Source organism: Natronorubrum aibiense (assembly GCF_009392895.1).
GTDB lineage: Archaea > Halobacteriota > Halobacteria > Halobacteriales > Natrialbaceae > Natronorubrum > Natronorubrum aibiense.
The window spans coordinates 928,546-952,922 of record NZ_CP045488.1; the positions used below are offsets into that span (position 1 = coordinate 928,546).

Below are 24,377 nucleotides of genomic sequence, written 5' to 3' on the forward strand. Positions count from 1 at the left end.
CATGCGGTAGTATATGTCACAGACGCCAGTCGTAGTCGAGGCAGTCCGGACTCCGCAGGGGAAAGAAGACGGCGTATTCGCCGACGTCCGCAGCGAAGATCTCTCGGTGCCGCTGATCGACGAAATTCTCGCGGAGACCGGCCTCTCCGGCGAGGAGATCGACGACCTGATGTGGGGCTGTGCCCAGCAACGCAGCGAGCAGGGCAACAATATTGCGCGCGTCATCGCCTTGCTCTCGGAACTGGGTGAGAGCGTGCCGGCGACGACGATCAACCGCTGGTGTGCTTCCTCGATGCAGTCCGTCATCTCGGCATCCGACGCGATCGCGGCCGGCAACCGCGACGCCATCATCGCCGGCGGCGTCGAAAACATGAGCCGCGTTTCGATGGGCGAGAACATGGGCAGCGTCCACCCGCGGATGGCCGAGCTCTACAACATCGGCGAACTCCAGATGGGAATGACCGCCGAAAAGGTCGCCGAGGAGTACGGCGTCAGCCGCGAACAACAGGACGAGTACGCCGCCCGGAGCCAGCAACGTGCCACCGAAGCAACCGAGGGCGGCCGGTTCGACGACGAGATCGTACCGATCGAAACCGAGGACGGCACCATCTCCGAAGACGAAGGTATCCGCCCGGGAACGACCGCCGAAAAACTCGGCGAACTCCCGACCGTCTTCAAATCCGACGGCACCGTCACGCCCGGTAACGCCTCTCAGATCTCCGACGGCGCATCGGCGCTGCTCATCACGAGCAAAGCGTTTGCCGAGGAGCACGACCTCGAGATCATGGCCGAAGTCGGGATGAACAATGTCGCCGGCGTCGATCCGACCGTAATGGGGATCGGTCCAGTGCCGGCGACCGAGGGGCTGCTCGAGCGCAACGGCCGTGACATCGACGACTACGATCTGGTCGAACTCAACGAGGCGTTCGCCAGTCAGGCGGTCTACTCGCGCGACCAACTCGGGATCGACCCCGAGATCTTCAACGTCAACGGCGGCGCGATCGCGCTGGGCCACCCGCTCGGCGCGTCGGGGGCCCGCTTGCCGGTCACGCTAATTCACGAACTCGAGAAACGCGGCGGCGGCCGCGGCCTGGCGACGCTGTGTATCGGGTTCGGACAGGGAGCGGCGATCGAATTCGACGTCAACTGAACCAGATCGTCGTTTCGGGCGATTCCGTATGACCGGGTCTTTAGATAGTTCCGGGTCGATAGTACCGGTATGAGCACGCTACTGCTGGCGATCATCGTCGGCATCCCGCTCGCGTGGCATCTCGGGCTCACCGTGTTTACGTACTACGACGCCGGGAACGTCGGCTTAGAGCCACCGGAGAAGTGGACGGCAATCACGTTCTGTATTCCGATTTTCGGCTTTTTTATCTATCTCTTCGAGCGCAGCGAACTCTCCTACGACCCGGACACCGACCCCTATCGGGGAAACAACTTCAACATCCACCCCTCGAGGGCCGACGACGCGCCGTTGCCGTCACGCGGTGACGACCGACTCTCGGTCGACGAAGACGACTGGGACGACGACCAGTAACTCACACGACGACCCCACTCACAGGCCACGAGAGTCACGAGCCTCGAGCGAGTGCTATCGTAGCCACTGGCCGTCACTGCACACCTGATCGTACCGATGATTGTGCGATCAGTGCGTTACTCGATTCAGTTGGTACTCTATTGCTGCCGACCAGCCCCACCGGTCGCTACAGGCCGTGGCGCTGCCGACACGCCTCGCAGATCAACGCTCGAAACCACTTCCGTTCGCCACAGCCGTGACAAAGTTGGTACCACTCGAACTCGAGATCGATATCGTCGCTCGTCGATTCGTCGCGCGTATCGGAACTCGATCCAGCCCGCGGAAGTCGCGCGTTCGGATCGATCCACGTAGTCGATACCTCTCCACTCCCCTCGGTCGGTACCCCCGGATCCGTTGCCATCCCGAGTCGGGAATGTGTTCTATCGCCTATAAGTACGATCCCCATACCGACTCGAGATAGTGAATAAACAGTCTGTTACGCGCGATCAGCCGCGCTGAAACCGGTGGTTGACTCCACCAAGCGGATGTGCCACCCGGTTGCTGTCGGAGTCGAACCGCCAGCGTCGGAATCGAACCGGTAACTGCCGGCGGTTCATACAGTCTGCTGTGCCGATGTACCGCCGACCACCAGCGGCGGGTCGGAGATCGGCGGGACGTGACAACAGCAGTCCGTATCAGTCGTCCGCCGGCGTGCCGGTCACGCCCCCCTCCGCGAGTCGCTCGGCGGGGACGGTGCCGTCGTCGTTCCAGCCACGTTCGTCGTAGTACGCGGCGAGGCCGTCGTCGAAGCCGGGGATCTCGTAGGGAAGTTGGTCGTCGTCGCGGTCGAAGCCGCGCTGGTTGTTGAAGTGGCGCTCGAGCGAGACGACGGTGCCACCGAGCTCGAGTAGGTCCTCGTAGTCGGCGTCGAGCAGCGTCTCGAGGCGCTCGGGGGTGACGAAGTCACGCGAGAACTTACAGAGGACGCCGCTGTCTTTGATGACGTTGACGTTCTCGAGTTCAACGACCTTCGGTGGCTTGTCGTCGAGACCCTGTTTGTCGAAGGCTCGATCTGCGTCGACGAGCGGGTACTCGTAGGGGTAGAACTCGGCGTACATGTGGTCGGCCCCGCGGTTCGAGGTGGCGAAGGCGAGCCCCTGACCGTTGAGCGCGCGGCCGTCGTGAGCGGGGAACTCCATACCTTTGACCGTCCAGTTGTCGACGCCGAGTTCCTCGTGGATTCGGTCGACACCTTCTGCGAGTGTGTCGCCGACGCCCTCGCGGTGGGCGATCTTCTCGACGAGGTCGTGAATGAGCTCGACGTTGCCGAACTCGTCTTCGCTCGCGAGGTAGGCGGCAACGGTGTCACCGGCAGAGATCGTGTCGATCCCGTACTCGTCACAGAGCTTGTTCGATTTCATCACGTCGACGATGTCGTCGACGCCCGAGTTCGAGCCAAAGGCCATCACGGTCTCGTACTCGGGGCCTTCGGTCTCGAGGCCGCTTTCCTCGTCTCTGGTCGGCAGTTTGCAGGCGAAGGCACACGCCGAGCAGGTGCCTTTCTTGTACTTTTTCTCCTCGACGCGGTCTCCGCTGATGCCTTCAGCACCCTCGAACGAGAGGTCGGAGAAGTACCGCGTTGGCAGGGCCTCGACCTCGTTTGCGTACTCTGTCATCGACGAGGTGCCCTGTCGTTTCATGATGTGGTCGGACTGGGCAGCTTCGCCGTGGATCTCCATCTGCAGCGGCGGGATCTCGACCTCGCGGGTCGAGTCGCCGTCGAAGGTGATCGCCTTGATGTTTTTCGACCCGAGGACGGCTCCGAGGCCGCCGCGACCGAACGCCCGCTCCTCAGACGTCATGATCGAGGCGAAGCGAACCTGATTCTCGCCGGCCGGGCCGATCACGACGGTGTGTTCGGACTCGAGGCCGTGTTCGTCCTCGATGTACTCGCAGGTCTCGGGGACGGTTGCTTCCTCGAGGTCGGGGACGGGTTCGAACTCGACGCCCTCGTCGGTGACGTGGACGATGACGAGTTCGTCGCTCGCGCCGGTGAGCTCGACGGCGCTGTAGCCAGTGCCGGTGAAGTTCCGCGAGAGGAAGCCACCGGCGTTCGAGGAGAGCAGGCCGTCGGTCAGCGGCGAGAGACTCGTCGCCGACATCCGACCGGTGAAACTCATCGTCGAGTGTTGCAGCGGGCCTGTCGCGAGAAAGAGGCTGTTTTCGGCACCTAACGGGTCGGCATCGAACGGCACCCGGTCGTACGCGAGTTTCGTTCCGAGCGCACGCCCGCCGATGAACGACTCGAGGAGGTCGTCGATCGACTCCGTCTCGGCGGTTCGATCGCCGACATCGACCGTACACAGCGGTCCCTGGACGTGTTTCATATGCGATGTACTCGCATCCGTGGCTGCAAAATGGTACCGGTTCCTGTTGTACAGCTGTCGACTCACACCGGTAGCTGTGGCAGGTGTGGCGCTCTTCGGCGGTCAGTGTCCCGTCCGATGGGCCGAACAGCGCCGTGTCGGACACGAGTGAGCGACCCCTGTCACCCGGCGACAGTGTATATACGGCCACAGTGTGAGAGGCGGCGTATGGCACGGTCGACAGGGTCGATCGACGAGACGACGATGGACGACCTGTACGAACAACTCGAGACTCTTGCGGAGACAGTCGACGATCCCGAGGAGCGAACCGAGGTCCGGCGAACGATGCGACTGGCCGATCGGCTCTCACAGAACGGAATGGTCGGTCGGGTGATCACCGAGTTTACGAGCAAGGACAAAGCGGAGGCGTTCGTCGGCAGCGTCGTGGTCGGACTCCCCTTGCTCGTCGAGGATGGCGTCCTCGAGATCGGTGAATTTCTCGCGGCGACGCCGGCGTTTTTCGTCGTGAACCTCGCACTTGCCGTCGCGTTGGTCATCGGCATCCTCTACGTCGCAGACTTCCGTGAGGTCCAGATCCACAACCCGTACTTCGGTGTGCTTCCGCGCCGGCCAGTGTGGGTCGTTGGCATTGCGTTTACGACCGCAGCAGCGATGATGACGCTGTGGGGACGGGTCACGTGGGACGAGCCCTGGATCACCCTCTGTCAGGTGTCGGTGATCGCCACCGCGATGGCGATCGGCGGCTCGCTGGGTGATATCATTCCCGGCGAGGAGTAACTCGACCCGGGCGAGACGATCAGGCATCCGTCACTCGAATCGTGATGCCGTCGTCGCCCCAGAGCGCTATTCGAACGGTCTCGGTTCGAAGCGTTACGCTGGTCTCCGAGACAGCGTCAGAGCGAAACAGCGTGTTGAGCGAGTTGGGATCGAGTTCGTCACACAGGTCGAAATCGCTCCAGCGGAACTCGTCTCCCCGGTGGTCGGCGACCGCAGCCAGTATCGCATCGGTCAGCGACCGCTCCTGTTCGTCCCGATACTCCGCTCGAGTCGCGGTCGCCGGAGCCGGCCCGGCAGCCGACGTGGACATCGGCTCGAGTCGCTGCCCGCGCTCGACGGTCGCCACCGCGTTGAGAAGCGCCTGTGCGGTGTCGTCTCGGAGGGCGACCCGCCTGTCACGGTAGTCGAGAACCCCAGCATCGGCCAGTTTCGGCAGATGGATATGGCGAAGCTCGGTCGCGATCCGCGCCGTCGAGCCTTCGGTCCGACCCTCGGTCTCCCGCTCGTATCGCTCGAGTGCCGTGGCGAGCTCGGCGCTGTCGACCGGCTCGTCGCGCTCAGCAAGTACGCCGACTACGAAGCGTCGCCGATACTCTGCGAGACTTTTCAAAACGGGATCGAGTGCCGGGTTCGGGGCGTTTTCGCTTCTCATCGGTCGAAACTCGGAGTACTATCGCCGTAAGGGTCCGTCTTGTTGTGACTATGCCGTTAAGTCACTGCGGTCGGTCACACGGTTTCGAGTGCTGACAGCGAGTCGACGAGCACCTGCTGAACACCGCGGCGAATCCGATCCGAGAGCGCCTGTTGGCTGATCTCGAGGTCGGCGGCGAGTTCGTCGAGCGTCACCTCACGCGGTGTCTCGAAGTACCCCCGATCGATTGCCAACACGAGCGCCTCGCGTTGTTCCGGCGAGAGGTCGAACACCGGTCCTCGACGAGGGGGGTGGCTCAGCGGGAACACCCGCTCGACGTGAATTCGAATCTCGTGGTCCGTACAGTACGTATAAAACTGCGTAAGTAGGTCGTGTGCTGGAAATCGAATGCGAAAGAGCCATCGCTCCCCGTGGTGGGCCTCGAGGAGTGTGGCGTTCGCGTCGACAAGTCCGTCGATCAGCTGATTTGGCGGATCGACGGCCCACTCGATGCGATACAGTCCGTGTCGGTCGATCACGCCGAACTGATCGAGCGCGGCGACGGCCGGCTGGGTCCGCACGCTCCGTTCGAACGTCTCGAAATCGTCGGCGACCACCCAAAGAAACGGAATACTCTGGTTCCCAAGTGGAATGACACGTTCGAGTTCGATCAGTTCGACACCAGTTGCCTGCTCGAGCGTCCCGCCGAGTAAGAACTCCGCCGCATCGACAGTGAATTCGAGGATGACTGCCATACTGAACAGAGGCCACCCAGCGAGATATAGTATCGGAGCGCCTCAGACAGTCTGTCGAACGATCACGAGCCACCGCTTCGCTCGTCGTCGTTCACGAACGCTTACCACCTCGGAGACGTATCTTGGGGTAGATGGTGCGCCACGACTCCGCCCTCGACGTCTACAAACAGGCGTTGCCGGTCATTCTCGTCAGTCTCGTGGCAGGATTGTTCGCAGGAACGTTGCTCGGTACCGATACGATGCGCGACGGGATCGAGAGCGTCCCGGGGGTCCTGCTGTTGCTCCCCGCCTTTCTCGCGACGCGTGGCGGCGTGTACGGCTCCCTCGGAGCCCGGCTCTCGAGCGGCCTCCATCAGGGGCTGATCGATCCACAGTTCAAGTGGAACGACCGCCTTCGAAACGCGATCGTCGCCTCGTTTCTCAACGGGATGATCGTCTCGATATTTATCGCGGTGCTCGCGTGGAGCGTCTTGTTGGTGCTCGGCCGCGATGGGAATCTGCTCGAATTGCTCATCATCATGGTGATCGCGGCGCTGTTGAGCGCGTTTGCGATGCTCGGCGTGTTGCTCACCGTGATCTTCAAGGGGTATCGTCGGGGACTCGACCCGGACAACGTCATCGGCCCGGTCGTAACGACCGTCGGCGACGTCTTCGGCGTCGCGTTCTTGCTGATCGGTATCACCGTCGCGGGGGCACTCCTGTGAGCGCCGGGAGCGACGTCCTCCACGGCGAGGACTTGGACGACGACGAGGGCGACCAGCTTACGGAGTGGACTGTCGGCAACATCGTCTCGACGCTCGTGCCCTTGCTCATCGCCCTCTCGATCCTGCAGATGGTCTCGGGGACCGTCCTCGAGACGTTCGAAGAACAGCTGCTCGAGCATCCGTCGCTTTTGATCCTCGTGCCGGTGATGATCGGCACCGCCGGCAATCTCGGCTCGATCATGTGCTCGCGACTCTCCACGCAGCTTCACCTGGGGACCCTCGAGTTCTCTCCGTCGAACCCGAACATTCGGGCGAACGTCGGCGCGATCATGGGACTCGCCGCGACCGTCTTCGTGCTGCTCGGCGTCGCCTCGTGGGCGATCGGTTCCATTCTCGATGGAACGCTGGGGCTCGGCACGCTGCTGTTCATTACGATCGTCAGCGGGATGTTGCTCGCCGTCTGGGTCGTCATCGTCAGCACCGTCGCGGTGTACGCCTCCTACAGACTCGGCTACGATCCAGACGATACGACGATCCCCATCGTGACCAACGTCAGCGACATCACGGGCGTTCTCATCCTCTTTGGCGTGGTCTGGGTCGTCCTCTGATCGGGAGTCGACGAGGCCGGCGGCTCGAGGGAACGGGATCTACGCGTCTGCGTAGATCCGGTCGACGCGGTCTTCGAACTCATCGAGGATGACGCGGCGTTTCTTCTTCATCGTCGGCGTCAGCATCTCGTTTTCCTCGGTGAACTCCCGTGGGACGAGTTCGAATCGCTTGATCGTCTCGTGTTTCTCGAAGTTCTCGTTGATCCGGTCGACCTCTTGCTGGATGTACTCCCGGACGTGCTCGTCATCACACATCGCCTGCGGGTCATCGGGAAGGTCGATCCCCTCGGTTTCGGCCCACTCGCGAAGGTGATCCGAGTTGGGAACCAGCAACGCGCCGATGAACTTCTCGCCGTCGCCGACGACCATACACTGTTCGATGATCTCGCTGGCCGCGAAGGCGTCCTCGATCGGACCGGGAGCGACGTTTTTCCCCGTCGAGAGCACCATGATCTGCTTTGCCCGATCGCGGAATTCGAGGTAGCCGTCGGGTCGCACGTGGATGATGTCGCCGGTTCGGAACCATCCGTCTTCGGTGAACGCCCCCGTCGTCGCGCCGGGTCTGTTCCAGTAGCCCGGCGTGACGTTCGGCCCCTTGACGAGGAGTTCGCCGACCTCGCCGGGGTCGTCAGCGAACGCCGCTTGATCGGCGACGCTCTCGTCGACGCGGACCTCGACGCCGGGCAGCGGCGGACCGATCGTGCCGATCTCGACCGCTTCGGGCGGGTTCGTCGAGACGACTGGCGCAGTTTCGGTCAACCCGTAGCCCTCGTAGATCGGTAGCCCCATCGCGTGGTAGAGTTGACAGAGTTCCGGCGAGAGACTACCGCCGCCGCTGATCAGCAGTTCGATCTCGCCGCCGAGTGCCTCCCGAACCGTCGAGAAGACGAGTCTGTCCGCCAGTTTCTGTTTGGCACGCAGGACCGGGCCGGGCGAATCCGCCTGCTGATACGTGACGCCGACGTCGGTCGCCCACTCGAAGATTCGCTTTTTTGCCCCGGATTCGCTTGCCTGGTCTCGAATCGCGTCGTAGATTTTCTCGTACACCCGCGGGACGCTCGTCGCCGTCGTCGGCTGAACGGCACCGAAGTCCTCCTGCAGTGTGTCCGGGTCCTCCGCGTACGCGACACAGGCCCCGCTTGCGAACAGGACGAAGTGGCCGGCCGTCCGCTCGAAGACGTGCGCGAGCGGAAGGTACGACACCGCAAGCGACTCCTCGTCGAGCGACGGAACGCCAGCCGGTTTGTCCGGCCGCGGCGCAAAGCGTTTCCGAACCGCGTTGACGTTCGACCGGAAGTTCCAGTGGGTGAGCTGGACGCCTTTCGGCTTGCCCGTCGTTCCGCTCGTGTAGATCAGACTCGCCAGATCGTCCAGTTCGGGCGCGTCGACGCGCTCCTGATAGGCCTCGAGGTCGAACACCTCGCCGCCGAGTTCGTAGATTTCGTCCAGCGTATAGATGTCGTCGCGGTCGTCGTATCCCGAAAGCTCGTCCATCGAGACGATGAACTCGAGCTCGAGTTCGTCCTCGACCTCGAGTACCCGCTCGAGAAGGGCTTCGTTCTCGACGACGACGGCGGACGCATCGGGGTCGTCGAGCAGGTACTCGACCTGACTGGGCGAGGAGCTTCGGTAGACCGTCGTGATGACGGCCCCGGCAGCGAGCAAGGCGAAGTCACACTGGGCCCACTCCATTCGGGTGTCAGCGAAGATGCCGATGCGATCGCCCTGATCGACGCCGAGGTCGTGAAAGCCCGCCGAGAGGTTGCGGACGATGTCGCGCATCTCGAGGTAGGAGATCGGCCGGAACTCGCCGGGCGACGCGGCCGGCAGCACCGACGGCGTCAGCGATCGATCGTAGACCCCACCCTTGTACATCTGAGCCGGTCGGTTGGCGTTTCGCTCGACCGTCTCCTCGAACAGCCGTCCGAGCGTCGTCCGCCCGATGACCTCGTCGTCGTAATCTCGCTCGGCATCCTGCCAGTCCATATATGTGTGACAGTATCTCCCGTTCGATAAATCATGATGAAACCGCAGACATCTGGGACCGCGTTTATTCGCTATATCTCGCCGACTGGGACGACACGACGGGACGCAGACGGACAACTGTCCGTCAGTTCCGGTGCACTTGCGCTCGTCCTGCAGTTGCACCGGTACATCGGGACAGCAGCCCGTTTCACTCGCGGCTGTCGAGATAGCCGAGCACGCCGCGCGTGTTCATGATCGCTTCGGCGCGTGCCTTACGTTCGCCCCAGACGTCGGCTTTGTCCGTCGTCTCGGCGAAGTACTGCATCACGGCCTCGTCGTCCTCGAGTTCGGCGCGTTTGGTTTCGACGGCCTCGACCCACTCGCTGAGGACGTCAGCGTATTCGTCGAGCGCCGCGGCGGCGTCGTCGCCGACCGCCCGCGGCCCGAAGTGTGTATAGAGGAGGACGTCCGGATCGATCGTTTTCAGGGTCTCGACGTCCTCGAGACACTCCTCGAGATTGAAATCCGACGGCGGCGACGTCTCGGTCACCGTCTCGGTTTCGGGTATCCAAATCCCCGCGGCGTCGCCGACGAAGACGGCATCGTTTCTGGGGTCCTCGAAGACGACCTGGTGGAACGCGTGACCGGGCGCTGCGTGCACGTGGAGGTCGTGCTCACCGAGACTGATTCGGTCGCCGTCTTCGATCTCGACGACTCGGTCCTCGGGGAGCGGCTTTGGGTCGACGTAGAACTCCCACTGGTCGCCGACGGCGTTTTTGGTGCCCTCGACCAGTCGCGTCGGATCGATGAGCAGCCCTGCGCCGGCGGCCGGGACGTAGACATCGGCGTTCGGACACGCCTCGGCGAGCAGTCCGGCCCCGCCGGCGTGATCGAGGTGGATGTGTGTCACGGCGATCGTCGCGAGGTCGTCGCGGTCGATCCCGAGGTCGTCGAGCGCCTCGAGGATCAGTTCGTGATTGGTTCCGAGTCCGGTTTCGATGACCGCGGGTCGGTCGTCGTCGAGAATGTAGACCGCACCGTACCCCTCGGTATCGTACATATTCACGTCGAGATAGTAACAGTCCGTACAGTCGCCAGCGGTGACTTCTTGCACCGCTCCGAGATCCGTTGCCATACCGGTAGGCCCGTTGGCAGATGGGATAAAAGCTACGTCACCGCACCGCACACCGACTCCGACTGCTGCCATCGGTGCTTATACTGCCAGACAACAGTCAGTAAACGCCCGATCGCGTCTCACGGCTCGTCGCCGGAGGCGACGACCGTTCGCGTGCAATCGGTGGGTGAATCGTTTCGTCCGACAGTATTACTGCTCGTCCGGACAGTCCTTCCACTCGCCGATCCCCGACGGATCGAGATGGACGTGTGCATCACCGACATCCTCGAGTGCACGGAGACGATTGATGAGCGTTGATTCGACATCGTGAGCCCGTCGAAACGGCATGTCGCCGTCGACTTCGACGTGCACTTCGACCTCGAGGACGGGACCGTCGTAGAAGACGGCCAGATCGTGGACGCCCCGAACCTCGGGATGGGAGCGCAGCGTCTCGGTGATCTCGGCTCGCGTCGCCGGATCGGGAGCCGCGCCGATGAGGTAATCGACGTTCTCGCGGCCGATTTCGACACCCTGGTAGACGACCAGCAGACTGACGAGCGCGCCGGCGAGCGGATCGAGCAGGGGATAGCCGAGCAAGACGCCGAGGACGCCGACGACGGCCGCGACGGAGGTGTAGATGTCGTTCAGACAGTCAGTTGCGAGCGCCCTGAGTGCGGTCGAATCGAGCCGCTCGTTGATCCGCGTGGTGTACCAGTAGAGCAGATACATATCGACGATCGCAAACGCCAACGCGGCGAGTAACAGCGGACTGAAGTGGACGTCGACGCCGTAGAGCAGCCCCTGTGCGGATTCGTACAGGAGGTTCAACCCGAGCAACGCGATGACGCTCCCGACGAACAGCGCCGTCAACGGCTCGATTCGCTCGTGGCCGTGTGGATGGGTGGAGTCCGGTTTCTCGTACGAACTCCGGCCCCAGAACAACACGACGACGCTGGCAACGAGGTCGGCGACCGAGTGGGCCGCGTCGGCGAGTAGGGCAACGCTGCCGAAGGCGAGCCCCGCGGCCCCCTCGACGATGATCTTCACTGCGTTACCGAGGACGTTCACCCCCGCCGCTCGCATGAACCCGCGTCGTTCGCCCTCGGCATCTGTCATACCTTCGTTTAGAGCCAATCTAAACTTGGGTCTTTTCCTTCTCCCCGCCCGGTGTGAGACGCTGCCGTATCGCAATTCTCATGACGGTTCTGCGTGAACCACGGCGTATCCGGGCGATGGGGCCCGCCCGACCCAACTACCCGACCGCGAGGGGAGGCTGACGGTCCCTGTCCGTGGCCAGATCCATGACAGCAGCCCACCCCCTCGTTCGACTCGAGACGCTCGCACTGATCGCCGTCGGCGGCTTCGCCGGCTCGAACCTCCGGTATTTCATGATGGGCCTGCTCGAGGACATTCAGGCCGTCGTATTGGTCAACGTCCTTGGCTGTTTCGCCCTCGGATTTCTCGTCTACGAAGCCGAATACACCGGTCTTATCGCACGCGAGTCACGGCTCGTCTTTACGACTGGCTTTCTTTCCTCGTTGACGACCTACAGCACGTTCGCGATCCAGACCGCACTGGCAGCCGAGCCCCTGTTGCTCGTCGCCATCGTCGCCAGCAACTACGGGCTCGGGTTCACCGGCGTGCTCGCGAGTCGGCGTCTCGCCCGTCGACTCCGTGCATCAACGACACCAGCCGGAGGTGAGACGGTGTGAGCCTCGAGTTGGTCGCGTTTGAACAGGGACTCGAGGTCCTCCTCGCCGTTCTGGCGCTGCTCGGTCCCGACGCCGTCGCGAGCGTGACGTTCGATCCTGAACCTGCTCACGTCGTCGGTACCGGGGGTGCGATCGGCGCGGTCGGTCGCCATCTAGTCTACCGTCGGTTCTCGAGCGAGCGGTTCCCGTGGCCGACGCTGTTCGTCAACGTCGTCGGCAGTTTCGGTTTCGGCCTCGCGGTGTTCGTAGGCGTCAGCGAATCGACACTCATCCTCGTCGGCACCGGGATCTGTGGCTCGTTGACGACGTTCTCGTCGTTTTCCGTCGAAACCGTCCAACTGTACGAACGCGGTGATCGGCTGCTCGCCGTCGCGAACGCGACGGGGAATCTCGCACTCTCGCTTTCGGCGATCGGGTTCGCGTGGCTGGTCGTCGCGACAGGCTTGCTGTAGTCGACAGTTGGGTTTTCGTTCGGTCTCGGTATGTTTACCATCGAACTGGCTTCTCAGCTGACATGAGCGTTCGCAGGGCTGTGTGGACGATCTATCGCTAAACGGTTCCGATCCTGTTCGTCGCGCTCGGTGGTGGGCGCTTCGCTGGCGTGGTTCTCGAGGGTGGCCTCGAGAGCGTCGATCGGTTTCCGAGCCTGCTCGTGATGGTGCCGGTGTTTCTGGCGACACGAGGGAACGTCTACGGGGCGCTCGGCGGGCGGATCTCGAGTGAATTCCACTGGGGGCTAATCGAACAGCTTCGGGTGGAGCGAGCGACTCGTCAACGCTGTGACGGCGTCGTTTATCAACGGGATCGGCATCTCCGTCGAGTCGACATGAGCGGGAATCTCGGTGCGAGCTTGAGTTCGCGGCTCTCGACGCGGTTGCATCTCGGAACGGCACAGATCGATCTGCGTGATCGGGAGCTGTGGGCTAACGTCGCGGCGATTCTGGCGCTGGTAATGACGATGCGCATTTTCATCGGCATCTCAGCGCTGGTCTTTGGCCTCTGACGGTCTCATATTCCGTTCGAAACCGCCGTCATCGCCATGTCTGTCGGACGTCTGACTGAATTTCAAGTATCACGACGATGGCGAACAGAGTATGTCGTCCGAACCGGCTCACCACCGCGCTCGAGATCGCCAGTCCACAACCCAACCGAGGCGAGCGACCCAATGATCGAACTCCTTCAAACGAGACGGGTTCGAGAGCCCAAACACACGCTCGTGCCGTTCGTCCTCGCCATCGCCGTCGCCGTGCTCGGGGCGTTCGTCTACCTCGAACTCGTCGGCATCTTACTCGAGGTCGTCGGCTAACCGAACGAGCAGGGCATCTCGCGGCTGGTCATCCCTGAGACAGCTCTTCGAACGCAGCCGCCGCCGTTCGCGTCCCTTTCGAGATGAGCACGTCGCCACCCCGAAGATCGGCGTCGGAGTCGGCCACGAGCAGCCAGCCCTCGTCAGGTCGGCGGATGGCGATCACCGACATCGTCGATTCGACGTCGGGAACGCCGTTCGTGATCGCCGTCCCGTCGAGTTCGCTCCCCGGTTCGACCTCGACGCGCGTGATGATCTCGTCGCTCTCTTGGACCGCCAGCTGCACGACTGGGTGGACGTCGATATCCCGCAGGACGCCCTCGCTGATATCGATCGCCGCGTCGCTGATCTCCTCCGTACTGGTCGCCAGTCGAATGAGTCCGCGCAAGGCGACCGGGTCCTCCGCGTCGGCGGCCGCCCGCAGCGTCCACGCTTCGAACCGCGACTGTAACGCGTCGACTTCGATCTCGAGGTTTCGGACCTCTTCGGCCAGCTTCGCGCTGTCGAACAACACGCTACTGTAGGCCAAATCGACCGCCAGCTCCGAGAGGTTCTTCATGTGGATGATCGTGTCCACCGCCCGCTCTAAATCCTCGATACCGGGATCCTCGATGCTTGGCGTCTCGTAGCGTTTGCCGGTCAGTTCCTCGAAGACCTCGCCGATCGCCGGATCCGGGCCACGGAGCAACGCGACGTCGTCCGCCTCGACCGTCGTTTCCGGGCCGGGGTTCAACAGCCAGTCGTCCCCGCGTCGAAGGGCAATCACCCGCACTCCCGTCTCGGACTCGAGGTCGATATCCTTGAGCGTTCGATCCGCGTACGCCGAGCCGGGGTCGACGACGCCGCGAACGAGCGTCTCGGCGGCTTCGGGCAGCGCCGCGCGCATGGCGTCCGGCAGCCCCATCTCCTCTAAAATGATCTTCGCGATGTCGCCCGCGGCGTCGCTGATCTCGTCGGCCGCGGCGACGATCCCCAACACGGGGGCGAGTTCCTCCGCGTCGTCGGGTTTCCGAACGGCCATCATGAGGCTCATTCGCGCTCGAAGTTCGAGGACGTCCATTCGCTGTTCGAGCCGAAGCACCTCGTGTGCGAGGGCTTCGTTCCGGTGGAGGACTGCCGAGTACGAGAGGTCGATCAGTAGCTCCGACGTGTCTTTCATCTCGACGAGTACGTCCTTGACACTGACGGGCTCGTACTCGACCGATACCGACGACGCTTCGCCCTCGAGCGGGTCCATGTGCCGAACACGGTTCCCCGTCGAAAAAAACGTTTCTTGCGATGGCCGAGATCGGGTCGTTGGACGATGAGGCCGCGATCACCCGACGCAGCCTTCCGACACGGTTTTGGACGGGCACAAAGAAGGAACGAGCAATGCTCGACCGGACCTATCTGCGCGAAAACGCTGACGAGGTACGCGACGCCCTCGACAACCGTGGGGCTGACGTCGATCTCGACGAAATCCTCGAGATCGACGACCGCTGGCGAGAGCTCAAAGCCCGTGGCGACGATCTGCGCCACGAGCGCAACGAGATCACCAAGCAGATCGGAAAGCTCGTCGCCGCAGGCAAAGACGAGGAACGCGAGGAGGCGATTGCCCGCTCGAAAGAGCTCAAAGCCGACATCGAAGACGTCGAAAACGAGGCCGCCGAGCTCAAAGCCGACCTCGAGCAGCGACTCCTCGAAGTGCCACAGGTCCCCCACGAGAGCGTGCCGCTGGGACTCGACGAGCGCCACAACGTCGAGGATCGGCGCTGGGGCTTCGACGACCTGCGCGAATTGCCCGACGAGGTGACACCCCACTACGACCTCGGCGAGGAACTGGACATCATCGACGAGGAACGCGCCGCGAAGACGACGGGCTCGGGCTATTACTTCCTCAAAGGAGAGGGCGCACAACTGGAACACGCCCTGATCCAGTTCATGATGGATATCCACCGCGAACAGGGCTACGTCGATCTCTTCCCGCCGATCCCGGTCAAAAGCGCCTCGATGCGCGGGACTGGACAGCTCCCGAAGTTCGCCGACGACGCCTACCGACTGGGTGGGAAAAACGAAAACGAGTACGACGACGACGATCTCTGGCTCTGTCCCACCGCGGAGGTTCCAGTGACCAACATGTACGCCGACGAAATCCTCTTGGACGAGGACCTCCCGCTCAAACACCAGGCCTACACGCCGAACTTTCGCCGTGAGGCCGGCGAGCACGGTACCGAGACGCGCGGGATCGTCCGTGTCCACCAGTTCAACAAGGTCGAACTCGTCAACTTCGTCGAACCCGACGAGAGCTACGACCGCCTCGAGGGACTGCTCTCGGAAGCCGAGGAAGTCCTCCAGCAACTCGGCCTTCCCTACCGCATCCTCGAACTCTGTACCGGCGACCTCACCTTCGCGAGCGCGAAGACCTACGACATCGAGGTCTGGGCCCCCGGCGACGACATGGACGACGGCCCCGAGGAAGGCGGCCGCTGGCTCGAGGTCTCGAGCGCGTCGAACTTCGAGGACTTTCAAGCCCGCCGCGCCGGCCTGCGCTACCGGCCAGAACGCCACGAATCGGCCGAGTACCTCCACACCCTGAACGCCTCCGGCCTCGCGCTCCCGCGCGTGATGGTGGCGATCCTCGAGTACTATCAGAACGACGACGGCACGGTGACGATTCCCGAGGCCCTGCGGCCGTACATGGGCGATAAAGAAGTCATCGAGGGCCACGAGAAGGTCGGCGAATCGGCGCTGGGTGCTGGCGAGCGCGAGTAACGAACTCGGCATCGGTCGCTGGCGCTGTCGTCACCTCGAGTCGTTGGTGGAACAGATAGCACGACTGATCGGTCAGTAACCAGTACGATACCGTATATTTCTATTGTCCGATAACAACGCGTCCATCCACAGCCGTCCGTGACAGCGAGCCAGTAGCAACTGCGTGATCGCACAACGGCTGTGCGATGGATCTAAATGTCATGCATGATCTACTCCGTTTATCTTATTCATCAAATGAATATCTAGATATACTGAAATAATAACGATGGAGTAGAAGTATTTACGGCGAATAATTTGTGTATCTACAACTAGTGATACCGTGTCAGAGACGACGTTAGAGACGATCGAACAACTACTGGAAGGGGCTGTCGAGGAGACGACGAACGCAGAAGTCAGGTACAAACTCAACAGTGCCCGACAGTTGCTGAAAGTCCTCGAGCATCGCGATGACGTGTTTGATGAAACCGTCCACGCCGTCGTCGATGACGAGGAGGTCGTAGCACAGTTGCGCGAGTTAGGCTATCTCGAGTAAGTCAGTTCCGGAGAGATCGCAGATCGTGGTCCCGCCGGCAAACCGTTACAACAGACCGTCTGAGAGCGACGCAATTCGCTACCACGCGCCAACAGTGCGCTGTCGCTCACAGTCGTGTCGAAAGAAAACCTGAAACCGCTCGTAGGTGACAGACTCGAGCCCGTCGAGTCGACTGCTTAGATGTAGTCGATGCTTGGTGGCAGTTCGAGCTTCATGCCCTTGCGCTCGCGGATCTCCATGATCTTCTCACGCTGGAGGGAGTCGGACATGACCTCGAAGCCGGCGTTCTCGGTGTTCCAGGCGGCTCGACCTTCGGTCGCGGAGCGAATGTCGCTCGCGAAGCCGATCATCTCGTCGACGGGTGCGATACCCTCGACGACCATGAGGTCACCCTCCTGGTACATGTCGTCGACGCGGCCACGACGACCCTGGATCTCGCCGGAGGCGGCACCCATGTGGTCGTTCGGCACGTCGATACGGACGTCCTGCATCGGCTCGAGCATCTTGATCTTCCCGTCGATCAGCGCCTTGTGGACTGCCTCGCGGGTCGCGGGGATGACCTGTGCCGGACCGCGGTGGATGGTGTCCTCGTGGAGTTTGGCGTCGTGCAGTCGGATGAGCGACCCCTGCACTGGTTCGTTGGCGAGTGGACCGTTGTCGAGCGCTTCCTCGAGCCCTTCGATGACGAGTTCCATCGTCTCGTTCAGGTGCTGGATACCCTTCGTGTCGTCGATGAGGATGTTGGTCCCGTGGATGTGCTCGACGTTCTGAGACGTGTCCTTGTCCATCCCGGCGTCCTGCAGGGCTTCGCGGCGTTCCTGCTCGGGCATGTCCATCGACGCCTCGCCGAGCTTGATCGTGTCGACGAGTTCGTCCGTCATCGGCTCGACGGAGATGTAGAAGCGGTTGTGGCGGTTTGGCGAGATGCCTTCGACCTCGTCGCTTGGCTCCTGTGGCTGCTCGCGGTAGACGACGATCGGCTCACCGGTGTTGACCGGGATACCCTGATTCTTCTCGATACGCTGGGTGATGACCTCGAGGTGAAGCTCACCCTGCCCGGAGATCAGGTGCTCGCCGGTGTCCTCGTTGATCGTAATCTGGATCGTCGGATCCTCTTTCGAGACCTGACGCAGCGTCTCGATGAGCTTTGGCAGGTCGTCCATCGTCTGTGCCTCGACGCTCTTGGTGATGACCGGCTCCGAGATGTGCTCGATCGACTCGAAGGGGGTCATCTCCGTGCTCGAGACGGTCGAGCCGGCGATGGCGTCTTTGAGACCGGTGACGGCAGCGATGTTCCCGGCGGGAACTTCTTCGACTTCCTCGCGCTCGCCACCCATGTAGATCCCGACGGACTGGACGCGGTTTTTGCCCGCAGTGCCCGAAACATACAGCTCCTGGCCCTTCTCGAGGGTACCCGAGAAGACACGACCGGAGGCAACTTCGCCCGCGTGGGGGTCCATCGCGATGTCTGTGACCATGAAGACGACTTCGCCGTCTTCGTCGACGAGGCGCATCCCTTCGGCGAGGTCGCTCTCGGCGTCACCGCGCCAGATGCGTGGGATACGGCGGGGCTGTGCGTCGACAGGGTTCGGGAAGTGCTCACAGACCATGTCGAGGACGACGTCCGACAGGGGCGTCCGCTCGTGGAGTTCCTGGCGCTTGTCGGCGCGCTCGAGTTCCATGATCTCGCCGAAGTCCATGCCGGTGCGCTGCATCGACGGCATCGAGACACCCCACTTGTACAGTGCGGAGCCGAAACCGACGGTACCGTCTTCGACGGAGACCGTCCAGTCTTCGATGTCGTCCATCTCCTCAGTCATGCCACGGATGAGTTCGTTGACGTCGTGGATGACCGCAAGCAGTCGCTCCTGCATCTCTTCGGGTCCTTCCTGGAGCTCCGAGATGAGGCGGTCGACTTTGTTGATGAACAGCGTCGGCTTGACGCCCTCGCGCAGTGCCTGTCGCAGAACCGTCTCAGTCTGAGGCATTGCGCCCTCGACGGCGTCGACGACGACGAGTGCGCCGTCTACAGCTCGCATCGCACGCGTGACGTCGCCACCGAAGTCGACGTGGCCCGGCGTGTCGATGAGGTTGATGAGGTGGTTGGTGCCCTCGTACTCGTGGGTCATCGAGACGTTTGCCGCGTCGATGGTGATCCCACGTTCCTGCTCGTCTTCCTCCGTGTCCATCGCGAGCTGTTCGCCGGCTGTCTCGTCGGAGATCATGCCAGCACCAGCAAGGAGGTTGTCAGAAAGGGTCGTTTTTCCGTGGTCGACGTGAGCGGCGATGGCGATGTTCCGGATGTGTTCCGGTTCGTCCATCAGCCGTTCACACTCTTGGACGATCTTTTTGCGTCGGCCCATATACGCACCTTTACCGGTAGCGGGGTCAAAAGGGTAGTGTTTCGTCGCGGCTGGAATCCGTCGAATATCCCGGTTTTTACGCCGGAATTTCCAGTTTGCGTGAGTGAATGCCACGCAACAGCCTAGCCGGGACCGACCGAGACGCCTCTCGTCTCGTTTCAGTTGTAACTAGCGTTCGATTGCCGTTGTCACCTCCGATTTCCCAGGTCTTCAGTCCTCACTCCCCCGTGCTCGTCCGCGTAATCGCGGTCAGCGAAACCGGGCGCAAGAGACATACACTCCCAGTACTTGGTAGTGATACGCATGGATCTCCGAATACAGGGTTCCGGCCCCACCTCTCCGTTCCTCAGCGCTCGTGATCTCTTCGAAACCGAACACGATCTGTCGCTGCCCGTGTACGTCCAGCTCCGGGACGACCCCGACGAGCGAACCTGGGCCGCCCATTACGACGACCGCCATGTGCTGAACATCTCGAGACAGGCCGCCTCGAGCGCGATGGCTCGCGAACTCGCCCTCCACGAGTTCTCCCATATGGTCAGACACGAGCAGGAACATCCCTCACACATCCAGTCGACCGAAGAAGTACTCTACCTCGCGCTGGCCGGCAAGCGCGTCGAACGGCGAAAGCTCTCACATTGTTACCAGATCGCAAATCACATGAAAGACATCTACGCCGACGACATCACGCTCGCAGTCGGCCCCGGCCAGAAACTGCTCTCCTTTCTCGAGTCGAGCCTCGCGATGGCACTCGCCGATCGCCCCGAGACACTCTCACGACCCGGCCTCGAACGCCTCTCTCCGAGTGCAGACCCGGAGATTACGGCGGTGAACGCAGCGTTCGCGCTTGCACTTGCCGAACGTCACGACCTCATCGACGACGATCACCGCCTGTACGACCTCACACACGCGGCCGCAATGGACGCCCCTGACGTGGATTTCGACGGGTTCAAACACCGATTTCGGGAACTCGCTCGCGATCCCGACTCGAGTACGTATCGGCAAATCCTCGTCGATGCAACCCGGGCATACGTCGGTGGTGACGGGCCGGCAGCGGATTGACCGGGATACACCGGCGTGCGGTCGAGCAACACAGACGACGGATGTGGCTCTCGGATGCGCTTCGGCCCGAACATTTAATGTTTGACGCATCGATGTCTGAAACATATAGTGATGGATTCTCGTACTGACCTGGGAGAGGAGTCGAGCGAGGAGCGGTTCTCCGATGGACTCGCCCAACTGAAACGGCAGGGAGCCAGCGTCCTCGTCGTCGGCTCCGTTCGGGCAGCCCAGCGTCAAAGCATCTGTCGCCGGCTGTTGGGTCAGGCGACAGCACGAGTACGGCGACGCGTTCTGGTTTCGACGACCGGCGAGAGCGACGACATCTCCGACCTGCTCGAGACGGACCCCGACACCGACACGTCGCTGACATGCGTCCGCTACGCGACACAGGCCCGCAGCGCTGCCGCGAGCAGCGCTCACACGAGTTCGATGGAGCCCGACGCACCCTCGATCGACGGGTCGCCGATGACGACCACCACGCTCTCAGAACTCGGAATCGCCATTGCGAGCGCGATCGATTCGTTCGAAGCCGAGTCTGATGGACTCGAGCCTGCAGAACTCCGCGTCGGCGTCGACTCGCTGGTTCCCCTGCTCGAGGCATACGACACCGAACGCGTCTTCAAATTCCTCCACCTGACCAACGGCCGGGTGCGTGATTCAGACGGGATGGTTCACTACCACCTTCCGATGGATCGGGACTCGGACGTCGTCACAGTGTTGGCACCGCTGTTCGACATCATTATCGAACTCCGGGACCGAGACGGCGTTGCGCAGGAACGCTGGTCGATCGACGATGGCGACCTTCGCTCCGGCTGGGTCTCCGCCACCCAGCCGTAACGCCGCCCGCGTGCTCGGGGGATGACGTGTCTTCTCCCTGATGACCGCACCTTCGCCCCCTCTCTACGCAATGAACCCAACTTTCGAATCGACTACCGACGGCCTAGAAATCGTCGATCCGATCGAGCGTCACCGGTATCGACTCACGACGCACGAACCGGTCTCGCTCGAGTCAGTGGTGACAGATCAGCTACAGTATCCCGTCGATGCCGCCGTCGGTCTGACGACAGCGATGATTACGTTACCGACGAGTACGACCGTCTACGTTCGCGACCGCGACGGATCGATGGTCGCAGAAGTCCGACCCAGCGAACAAGTCTCGTTCCCGCAAGCGCAGTACATCCTCGATTTGTCCGGCCCGCTCAAGGTGTACGCTCGGCTCGAGAGTTCGGTACAGATTTACTCCGACACCGATCGGACATACGTTTCACTCGATGACTCGACGACCGTGCATCTCGGCGCTCGCTCCTACCATCGACGACCTGCGGGCACAATTACGACGACCATCGAGCCGGCCGACATGATGCAGGCGGTTTCAGCGTTCGGCTCGGCACTGAAGACGACGACGCCCGAACGTTCGTATCCAACACTCCGTGGCCATCCGCCCACGGTCGAGTTGGGTACGGAGTTACAGCTCCCGTCGCGATTCGTCCCTCCAAAAACAGGCGTTCGGATCGAAATCCCAGAAACGATACGACACGTATTCGTCGTCGCACCGCTTGCGTACTACCTCGGTGCGACGGTCGTCCCCGGACCGACGCCGCAACTCGTTACGGAAGCCGGTTTTACCTACGCACTCGGCAACGGTGACGACTTCGAATCGACCGTCGAACAGGTTCTGAAACACGTCTTCTATCTCGATTGTATCGTCCGAACCGAGGGGACAACGCCGTTGCCCTTACACGAACGAGACGTGATCGAACCGGCCCTCCCGTTCGACCTCGAGCACGCCTACGAACGCTCACTATCCGACCGCCTTGAAACGTACCTCAGCGACGTGCCCTTTGCAACCGTCGATCGGCAGCTACCCGACTGGAGCCTCGAGACGTACCTCCAGCCGGACCCGGAATTCGTCGAGTTTCTCCCCTTTATTACCAACAACCTCTCGACCGTGCGTATTCAGGACGAACAAACACAGTCAGCCTCGTCGACACAGGAACAGACACAGGCGATCGAAGAATTCGTTCGCGGGGATTTCGTCCGGGCTACCAGTTCGACCCGTGGTACGACGACGTCGGAGCCGACTGGGAACGCGTCGATTCCGACGATCGAACAGCGGTGGGATACAAGCGAGTCAACACCGATTACGAGCCGGACTCCGCTGTCGGCATTCCACAATAATCTCGGTCGTCAACCGAGAGCGAATCCGATCGAAATCGAGGTCGTCTGTAACGATTCGGAGATGCGAGATGAACTCGAGGCGGTCGACGGCGTGTATGGAACTCGCGAAGAACTTCCGTTCGACGTATCCGTCCATTACGAACTGTCGACGGACGAACTCGAGGCCGTTCTGGCATCCGAAACCGACTTTCTGCACTTTATCGGCCACATCGATACCGACGGAATGCGGTGTTGCGATGGAATCGTCGACGCATCGTCACTCGAAACGTCGGGCGCGAAGGCGTTTCTATTAAACGGCTGTCAATCACACGATCAGGGACTCCACCTCGTCGACGCTGGCAGCGTTGGCGGAATCGTCACGCTCGACGACGTTGTGAACAGCGGTGCAGTGAGCGTCGGGAGTACGATTGCGCGGTTGTTGAACCGAGGGTATCCGCTGTACGCTGCAGTGGAAATCGCTCGCAAGAAAAACGTAGTCGGTCAACAGTATCGAATTGTTGGAGATGGTATAACAACGATCGCACAATCAAGTATGGGATCGCCAAATATCTGCTCAATAACCAACAGCAATGACGATATCGTGGTGAATATGTATGCGTATATGTCTGTTGGATTAGAAACCGGGGGAGTGTATATCCCACAAATAGATGATGTTGGGTCATATTTTCTTATTCCAGGAAGAACCGGTCCGATTTCGGTAACACGAGATCAATTGCGGAAGCTATTCAGTTTAGATAAAATTCCTGTCCTTATCAACAATGAGGTCAAATGGAGCGATACTATCGACGTAACACAGGTCGTATGAATTACGGGCCGGCGAAGGCGCTATTGGTTGCTGCAACCGTGCTCGCCTGCGACAGTACCAGCAGAATCGTAAACAGTGCGCCGATCATTCGTGGGTGGTTCTTCAGGTGTTGGGTTAGGTCGTCCATGGTCCATCTAATACGTACCACCGCATTAATATAAATTTATTTTAATATAACATATAAATAGATAGTAGTGATATTCCTCGAATAAATTGTTTAAAAGTACAGTGCTGGCGCTGCCCCAAACAGATAACGGCTGATATCAGAGTACCCGTGCGAATCTGGCTGGTTTACTCGTCGAGTAACTGCCGCAGTGACTGATCGAATTCGTCACTCGAGAGCGCATCGCGAATCGCGGCTGCTCGCTTACGGGACTCATAGAGATTACAGACGACGGATTGATAGCGATCAGCAGCGTCGATGCCGGACTGGAGTTCGTTTTCGAGCAGTGCACGCTCGGTCGAGAGTCTGAAAAATTCGTCCATCGCCTCCTCGTAGGCTCGTTGCAGGAGAAGACGTTCGATAGTCGAGTACAATGTCTCGTCCGAGTACGGTTCGACGAGGAGTTCATCAGCCCCACGGTCGACTGGATCGTCGGCAGGAACGTCCTCAGCGAGAACGAGAATTTGTGCCTCCGGTGCGCTCTGTCGGAACGCGTCGAGGACGCCACGAGCATCCGGTGTCTCGAGTTCCCAATCGAGAAGGAGGAGGTCGTATTCGTGGTCGAGCTGTTCCAGAATGGACCGGTCAAAATCGGCCCTGTGAACGCCGACAGTGACTCGGCACCGATCGACATCCATCGAAGGGAAAGAGAGCGTCGGGTGGACGACGAATAGCTGGGACGGAGAGTTCAACAACACGCTCGTACTACTACACCTCTGGTAGATACTATTAAATGTGGTCAGGAACGAACAGAAAGCTACAACAATTACACATGTTAGGAAAGATATCAAACGATACGCAATTCGGCCATAACGTATATTTTTACCGACTTGCATATCTTGTATAAGAAACGAGACTGGCAACGACCAGCCCATCACTTCCCGTTCGGCGCTGATGAACCCGAAATTCAAATCAACTCAAGACGGTGTAGTAATTATCGATCCGATCGAGCGCAAGCAGTATCGGATCGAGACGAACACGCCAGTGGCGCCGACACCTGTCGCCACCGATCGGATACCGTATCCGATAGATACGACTGTCGAAATCA

At 61.2% G+C, this 24,377-nt stretch carries 24 protein-coding genes and 2 pseudogenes; 15 read left to right on the forward strand and 11 right to left on the reverse strand.

Annotated features, from left to right (window positions below; all coding sequences use genetic code 11):
* Positions 1–13: 13 nt before the first annotated feature.
* Complete coding sequence (locus tag GCU68_RS04600) at positions 14–1,150, forward strand: thiolase family protein (protein ID WP_152939396.1); 1,137 nt, start codon at positions 14–16, stop codon at positions 1,148–1,150.
* Positions 1,151–1,219: 69 nt separating this feature from the next.
* Positions 1,220–1,540, forward strand: a complete 321-nt coding sequence (locus GCU68_RS04605) for a hypothetical protein (RefSeq protein WP_152939398.1) — start codon at positions 1,220–1,222, stop codon at positions 1,538–1,540.
* A gap of 166 nt (positions 1,541–1,706) precedes the next feature.
* Here the strand turns inward: GCU68_RS04605 and GCU68_RS04610 are convergent, their stop codons facing one another.
* Both GCU68_RS04610 and GCU68_RS04615 read right to left on the reverse strand, forming a co-directional pair.
* Positions 1,707–1,940, reverse strand: a complete 234-nt coding sequence (locus GCU68_RS04610; RefSeq protein WP_152939400.1) for a hypothetical protein — start codon at positions 1,938–1,940, stop codon at positions 1,707–1,709.
* A 274-nt stretch (positions 1,941–2,214) separates the two neighbouring features.
* On the reverse strand, positions 2,215–3,906 hold the full coding sequence (locus GCU68_RS04615; protein WP_152939402.1) for an aldehyde ferredoxin oxidoreductase family protein: 1,692 nt from the start codon (positions 3,904–3,906) through the stop codon (positions 2,215–2,217).
* A 207-nt stretch (positions 3,907–4,113) separates the two neighbouring features.
* Between GCU68_RS04615 and GCU68_RS04620 the strand changes: the two genes are divergently transcribed.
* A complete protein-coding gene (locus GCU68_RS04620) occupies positions 4,114–4,683 on the forward strand; it encodes a DUF2391 family protein (protein WP_152939404.1) in 570 nt (189 codons plus the stop codon).
* Between the two features lie 19 nt (positions 4,684–4,702).
* Here the strand turns inward: GCU68_RS04620 and GCU68_RS04625 are convergent, their stop codons facing one another.
* Together GCU68_RS04625 and GCU68_RS04630 are read right to left on the reverse strand one after the other, a co-directional pair.
* Positions 4,703–5,335: a DUF7344 domain-containing protein gene (locus GCU68_RS04625; RefSeq protein ID WP_152939406.1), complete on the reverse strand. Its 633-nt coding sequence runs from the start codon at positions 5,333–5,335 to the stop codon at positions 4,703–4,705.
* Between the two features lie 74 nt (positions 5,336–5,409).
* Entirely contained in the window at positions 5,410–6,069 is a 660-nt protein-coding gene (locus tag GCU68_RS04630; RefSeq protein ID WP_152939407.1) for a helix-turn-helix domain-containing protein, read from the reverse strand.
* A gap of 131 nt (positions 6,070–6,200) precedes the next feature.
* Between GCU68_RS04630 and GCU68_RS04635 the strand changes: the two genes are divergently transcribed.
* On the forward strand, positions 6,201–6,773 hold the full coding sequence (locus GCU68_RS04635) for a magnesium transporter (protein ID WP_152939409.1): 573 nt from the start codon (positions 6,201–6,203) through the stop codon (positions 6,771–6,773).
* Positions 6,770–7,381: a magnesium transporter gene (locus GCU68_RS04640; protein ID WP_152939412.1), complete on the forward strand. Its 612-nt coding sequence runs from the start codon at positions 6,770–6,772 to the stop codon at positions 7,379–7,381. Before GCU68_RS04635 ends, GCU68_RS04640 begins: the two co-directional genes overlap by 4 nt.
* Positions 7,382–7,420: 39 nt before the next feature.
* Here GCU68_RS04640 and GCU68_RS04645 read toward each other — a convergent pair whose 3' ends face one another.
* The 3 genes from GCU68_RS04645 to GCU68_RS04655 form a co-directional block, all read right to left on the reverse strand.
* Positions 7,421–9,367, reverse strand: a complete 1,947-nt coding sequence (locus GCU68_RS04645; RefSeq protein WP_152939414.1) for an AMP-dependent synthetase/ligase — start codon at positions 9,365–9,367, stop codon at positions 7,421–7,423.
* A 187-nt stretch (positions 9,368–9,554) separates the two neighbouring features.
* Positions 9,555–10,481 (reverse strand): MBL fold metallo-hydrolase, encoded by a 927-nt coding sequence (locus GCU68_RS04650; protein WP_152939416.1) that lies wholly within the window; start codon positions 10,479–10,481, stop codon positions 9,555–9,557.
* A 189-nt stretch (positions 10,482–10,670) separates the two neighbouring features.
* Complete coding sequence (locus tag GCU68_RS04655; RefSeq protein ID WP_152939418.1) at positions 10,671–11,576, reverse strand: cation diffusion facilitator family transporter; 906 nt, start codon at positions 11,574–11,576, stop codon at positions 10,671–10,673.
* A 185-nt stretch (positions 11,577–11,761) separates the two neighbouring features.
* Between GCU68_RS04655 and GCU68_RS04660 the strand changes: the two genes are divergently transcribed.
* The 5 genes and pseudogenes from GCU68_RS04660 to GCU68_RS21225 all read left to right on the forward strand — a co-directional run bounded on the left by GCU68_RS04660 (position 11,762) and on the right by GCU68_RS21225 (position 13,478).
* A complete protein-coding gene (locus tag GCU68_RS04660; protein WP_152939420.1) occupies positions 11,762–12,172 on the forward strand; it encodes a fluoride efflux transporter FluC in 411 nt (136 codons plus the stop codon).
* A gap of 50 nt (positions 12,173–12,222) precedes the next feature.
* Positions 12,223–12,624: a fluoride efflux transporter FluC gene (locus GCU68_RS04665; protein WP_168927110.1), complete on the forward strand. Its 402-nt coding sequence runs from the start codon at positions 12,223–12,225 to the stop codon at positions 12,622–12,624.
* A gap of 110 nt (positions 12,625–12,734) precedes the next feature.
* A pseudogene (locus GCU68_RS04670) lies at positions 12,735–12,990 on the forward strand (magnesium transporter); the annotation flags it as partial.
* 2 nt (positions 12,991–12,992) lie between these two features.
* Positions 12,993–13,169: pseudogene (locus GCU68_RS04675) on the forward strand (magnesium transporter); the annotation flags it as partial.
* 168 nt (positions 13,170–13,337) lie between these two features.
* Positions 13,338–13,478: a hypothetical protein gene (locus GCU68_RS21225; RefSeq protein WP_168927069.1), complete on the forward strand. Its 141-nt coding sequence runs from the start codon at positions 13,338–13,340 to the stop codon at positions 13,476–13,478.
* A 28-nt stretch (positions 13,479–13,506) separates the two neighbouring features.
* Here the strand turns inward: GCU68_RS21225 and GCU68_RS04680 are convergent, their stop codons facing one another.
* A complete protein-coding gene (locus GCU68_RS04680; protein ID WP_152939422.1) occupies positions 13,507–14,715 on the reverse strand; it encodes a potassium channel family protein in 1,209 nt (402 codons plus the stop codon).
* A 134-nt stretch (positions 14,716–14,849) separates the two neighbouring features.
* Between GCU68_RS04680 and serS the strand changes: the two genes are divergently transcribed.
* Positions 14,850–16,229, forward strand: coding sequence for a serine--tRNA ligase (serS, locus tag GCU68_RS04685; RefSeq protein ID WP_152939423.1), 1,380 nt, complete (start codon positions 14,850–14,852; stop codon positions 16,227–16,229).
* A 319-nt stretch (positions 16,230–16,548) separates the two neighbouring features.
* Positions 16,549–16,761, forward strand: coding sequence for a hypothetical protein (locus tag GCU68_RS04690; protein WP_152939425.1), 213 nt, complete (start codon positions 16,549–16,551; stop codon positions 16,759–16,761).
* A gap of 176 nt (positions 16,762–16,937) precedes the next feature.
* Here GCU68_RS04690 and GCU68_RS04695 read toward each other — a convergent pair whose 3' ends face one another.
* Positions 16,938–19,124, reverse strand: a complete 2,187-nt coding sequence (locus tag GCU68_RS04695) for an elongation factor EF-2 (protein WP_152939427.1) — start codon at positions 19,122–19,124, stop codon at positions 16,938–16,940.
* 303 nt (positions 19,125–19,427) lie between these two features.
* Between GCU68_RS04695 and GCU68_RS04700 the strand changes: the two genes are divergently transcribed.
* The 3 genes from GCU68_RS04700 (at position 19,428) to GCU68_RS04710 (ending at position 23,166) form a co-directional block, all read left to right on the forward strand.
* Entirely contained in the window at positions 19,428–20,183 is a 756-nt protein-coding gene (locus tag GCU68_RS04700) for a DUF5781 family protein (RefSeq protein ID WP_152939429.1), read from the forward strand.
* Positions 20,184–20,294: 111 nt separating this feature from the next.
* On the forward strand, positions 20,295–21,020 hold the full coding sequence (locus GCU68_RS04705) for a DUF7504 family protein (RefSeq protein WP_152939431.1): 726 nt from the start codon (positions 20,295–20,297) through the stop codon (positions 21,018–21,020).
* Positions 21,021–21,090: 70 nt separating this feature from the next.
* Complete coding sequence (locus GCU68_RS04710; protein ID WP_152939433.1) at positions 21,091–23,166, forward strand: hypothetical protein; 2,076 nt, start codon at positions 21,091–21,093, stop codon at positions 23,164–23,166.
* 1 nt (position 23,167) lies between these two features.
* Here GCU68_RS04710 and GCU68_RS21920 read toward each other — a convergent pair whose 3' ends face one another.
* Both GCU68_RS21920 and GCU68_RS04715 read right to left on the reverse strand, forming a co-directional pair.
* The gene (locus GCU68_RS21920; protein ID WP_264373477.1) at positions 23,168–23,293 is read right to left on the reverse strand and encodes a DUF7503 family protein; all 126 of its coding nucleotides are present in this window, start codon (positions 23,291–23,293) and stop codon (positions 23,168–23,170) included.
* A 164-nt stretch (positions 23,294–23,457) separates the two neighbouring features.
* Positions 23,458–23,967 (reverse strand): HalX domain-containing protein, encoded by a 510-nt coding sequence (locus GCU68_RS04715; protein ID WP_193565069.1) that lies wholly within the window; start codon positions 23,965–23,967, stop codon positions 23,458–23,460.
* Positions 23,968–24,377 lie beyond the last annotated feature (410 nt).

Excerpts from the sequence above, each read along its gene's own strand:
- GCU68_RS04650 (WP_152939416.1), bottom strand. The coding sequence starts at position 10,481 with ATGGCAACGGATCTCGGAGCGGTGCAAGAAGTCACCGCTGGCGACTGT.
- GCU68_RS04655 (WP_152939418.1), bottom strand. The coding sequence starts at position 11,576 with ATGACAGATGCCGAGGGCGAACGACGCGGGTTCATGCGAGCGGCGGGG.
- GCU68_RS04645 (WP_152939414.1), bottom strand. The coding sequence starts at position 9,367 with ATGGACTGGCAGGATGCCGAGCGAGATTACGACGACGAGGTCATCGGG.
- serS (WP_152939423.1), top strand. The coding sequence starts at position 14,850 with ATGCTCGACCGGACCTATCTGCGCGAAAACGCTGACGAGGTACGCGAC.
- GCU68_RS21920 (WP_264373477.1), bottom strand. The coding sequence starts at position 23,293 with ATGGACGACCTAACCCAACACCTGAAGAACCACCCACGAATGATCGGC.
- GCU68_RS04610 (WP_152939400.1), bottom strand. The coding sequence starts at position 1,940 with ATGGCAACGGATCCGGGGGTACCGACCGAGGGGAGTGGAGAGGTATCG.
- GCU68_RS04700 (WP_152939429.1), top strand. The coding sequence starts at position 19,428 with ATGGATCTCCGAATACAGGGTTCCGGCCCCACCTCTCCGTTCCTCAGC.
- GCU68_RS04625 (WP_152939406.1), bottom strand. The coding sequence starts at position 5,335 with ATGAGAAGCGAAAACGCCCCGAACCCGGCACTCGATCCCGTTTTGAAA.
- GCU68_RS04630 (WP_152939407.1), bottom strand. The coding sequence starts at position 6,069 with ATGGCAGTCATCCTCGAATTCACTGTCGATGCGGCGGAGTTCTTACTC.
- GCU68_RS04710 (WP_152939433.1), top strand. The coding sequence starts at position 21,091 with ATGAACCCAACTTTCGAATCGACTACCGACGGCCTAGAAATCGTCGAT.
- GCU68_RS04635 (WP_152939409.1), top strand. The coding sequence starts at position 6,201 with ATGGTGCGCCACGACTCCGCCCTCGACGTCTACAAACAGGCGTTGCCG.
- GCU68_RS04600 (WP_152939396.1), top strand. The coding sequence starts at position 14 with ATGTCACAGACGCCAGTCGTAGTCGAGGCAGTCCGGACTCCGCAGGGG.
- GCU68_RS04615 (WP_152939402.1), bottom strand. The coding sequence starts at position 3,906 with ATGAAACACGTCCAGGGACCGCTGTGTACGGTCGATGTCGGCGATCGA.
- GCU68_RS04715 (WP_193565069.1), bottom strand. The coding sequence starts at position 23,967 with ATGGATGTCGATCGGTGCCGAGTCACTGTCGGCGTTCACAGGGCCGAT.
- GCU68_RS04705 (WP_152939431.1), top strand. The coding sequence starts at position 20,295 with ATGGATTCTCGTACTGACCTGGGAGAGGAGTCGAGCGAGGAGCGGTTC.
- GCU68_RS04620 (WP_152939404.1), top strand. The coding sequence starts at position 4,114 with ATGGCACGGTCGACAGGGTCGATCGACGAGACGACGATGGACGACCTG.
- GCU68_RS21225 (WP_168927069.1), top strand. The coding sequence starts at position 13,338 with ATGATCGAACTCCTTCAAACGAGACGGGTTCGAGAGCCCAAACACACG.
- GCU68_RS04660 (WP_152939420.1), top strand. The coding sequence starts at position 11,762 with ATGACAGCAGCCCACCCCCTCGTTCGACTCGAGACGCTCGCACTGATC.
- GCU68_RS04605 (WP_152939398.1), top strand. The coding sequence starts at position 1,220 with ATGAGCACGCTACTGCTGGCGATCATCGTCGGCATCCCGCTCGCGTGG.
- GCU68_RS04680 (WP_152939422.1), bottom strand. The coding sequence starts at position 14,715 with ATGGACCCGCTCGAGGGCGAAGCGTCGTCGGTATCGGTCGAGTACGAG.
- GCU68_RS04695 (WP_152939427.1), bottom strand. The coding sequence starts at position 19,124 with ATGGGCCGACGCAAAAAGATCGTCCAAGAGTGTGAACGGCTGATGGAC.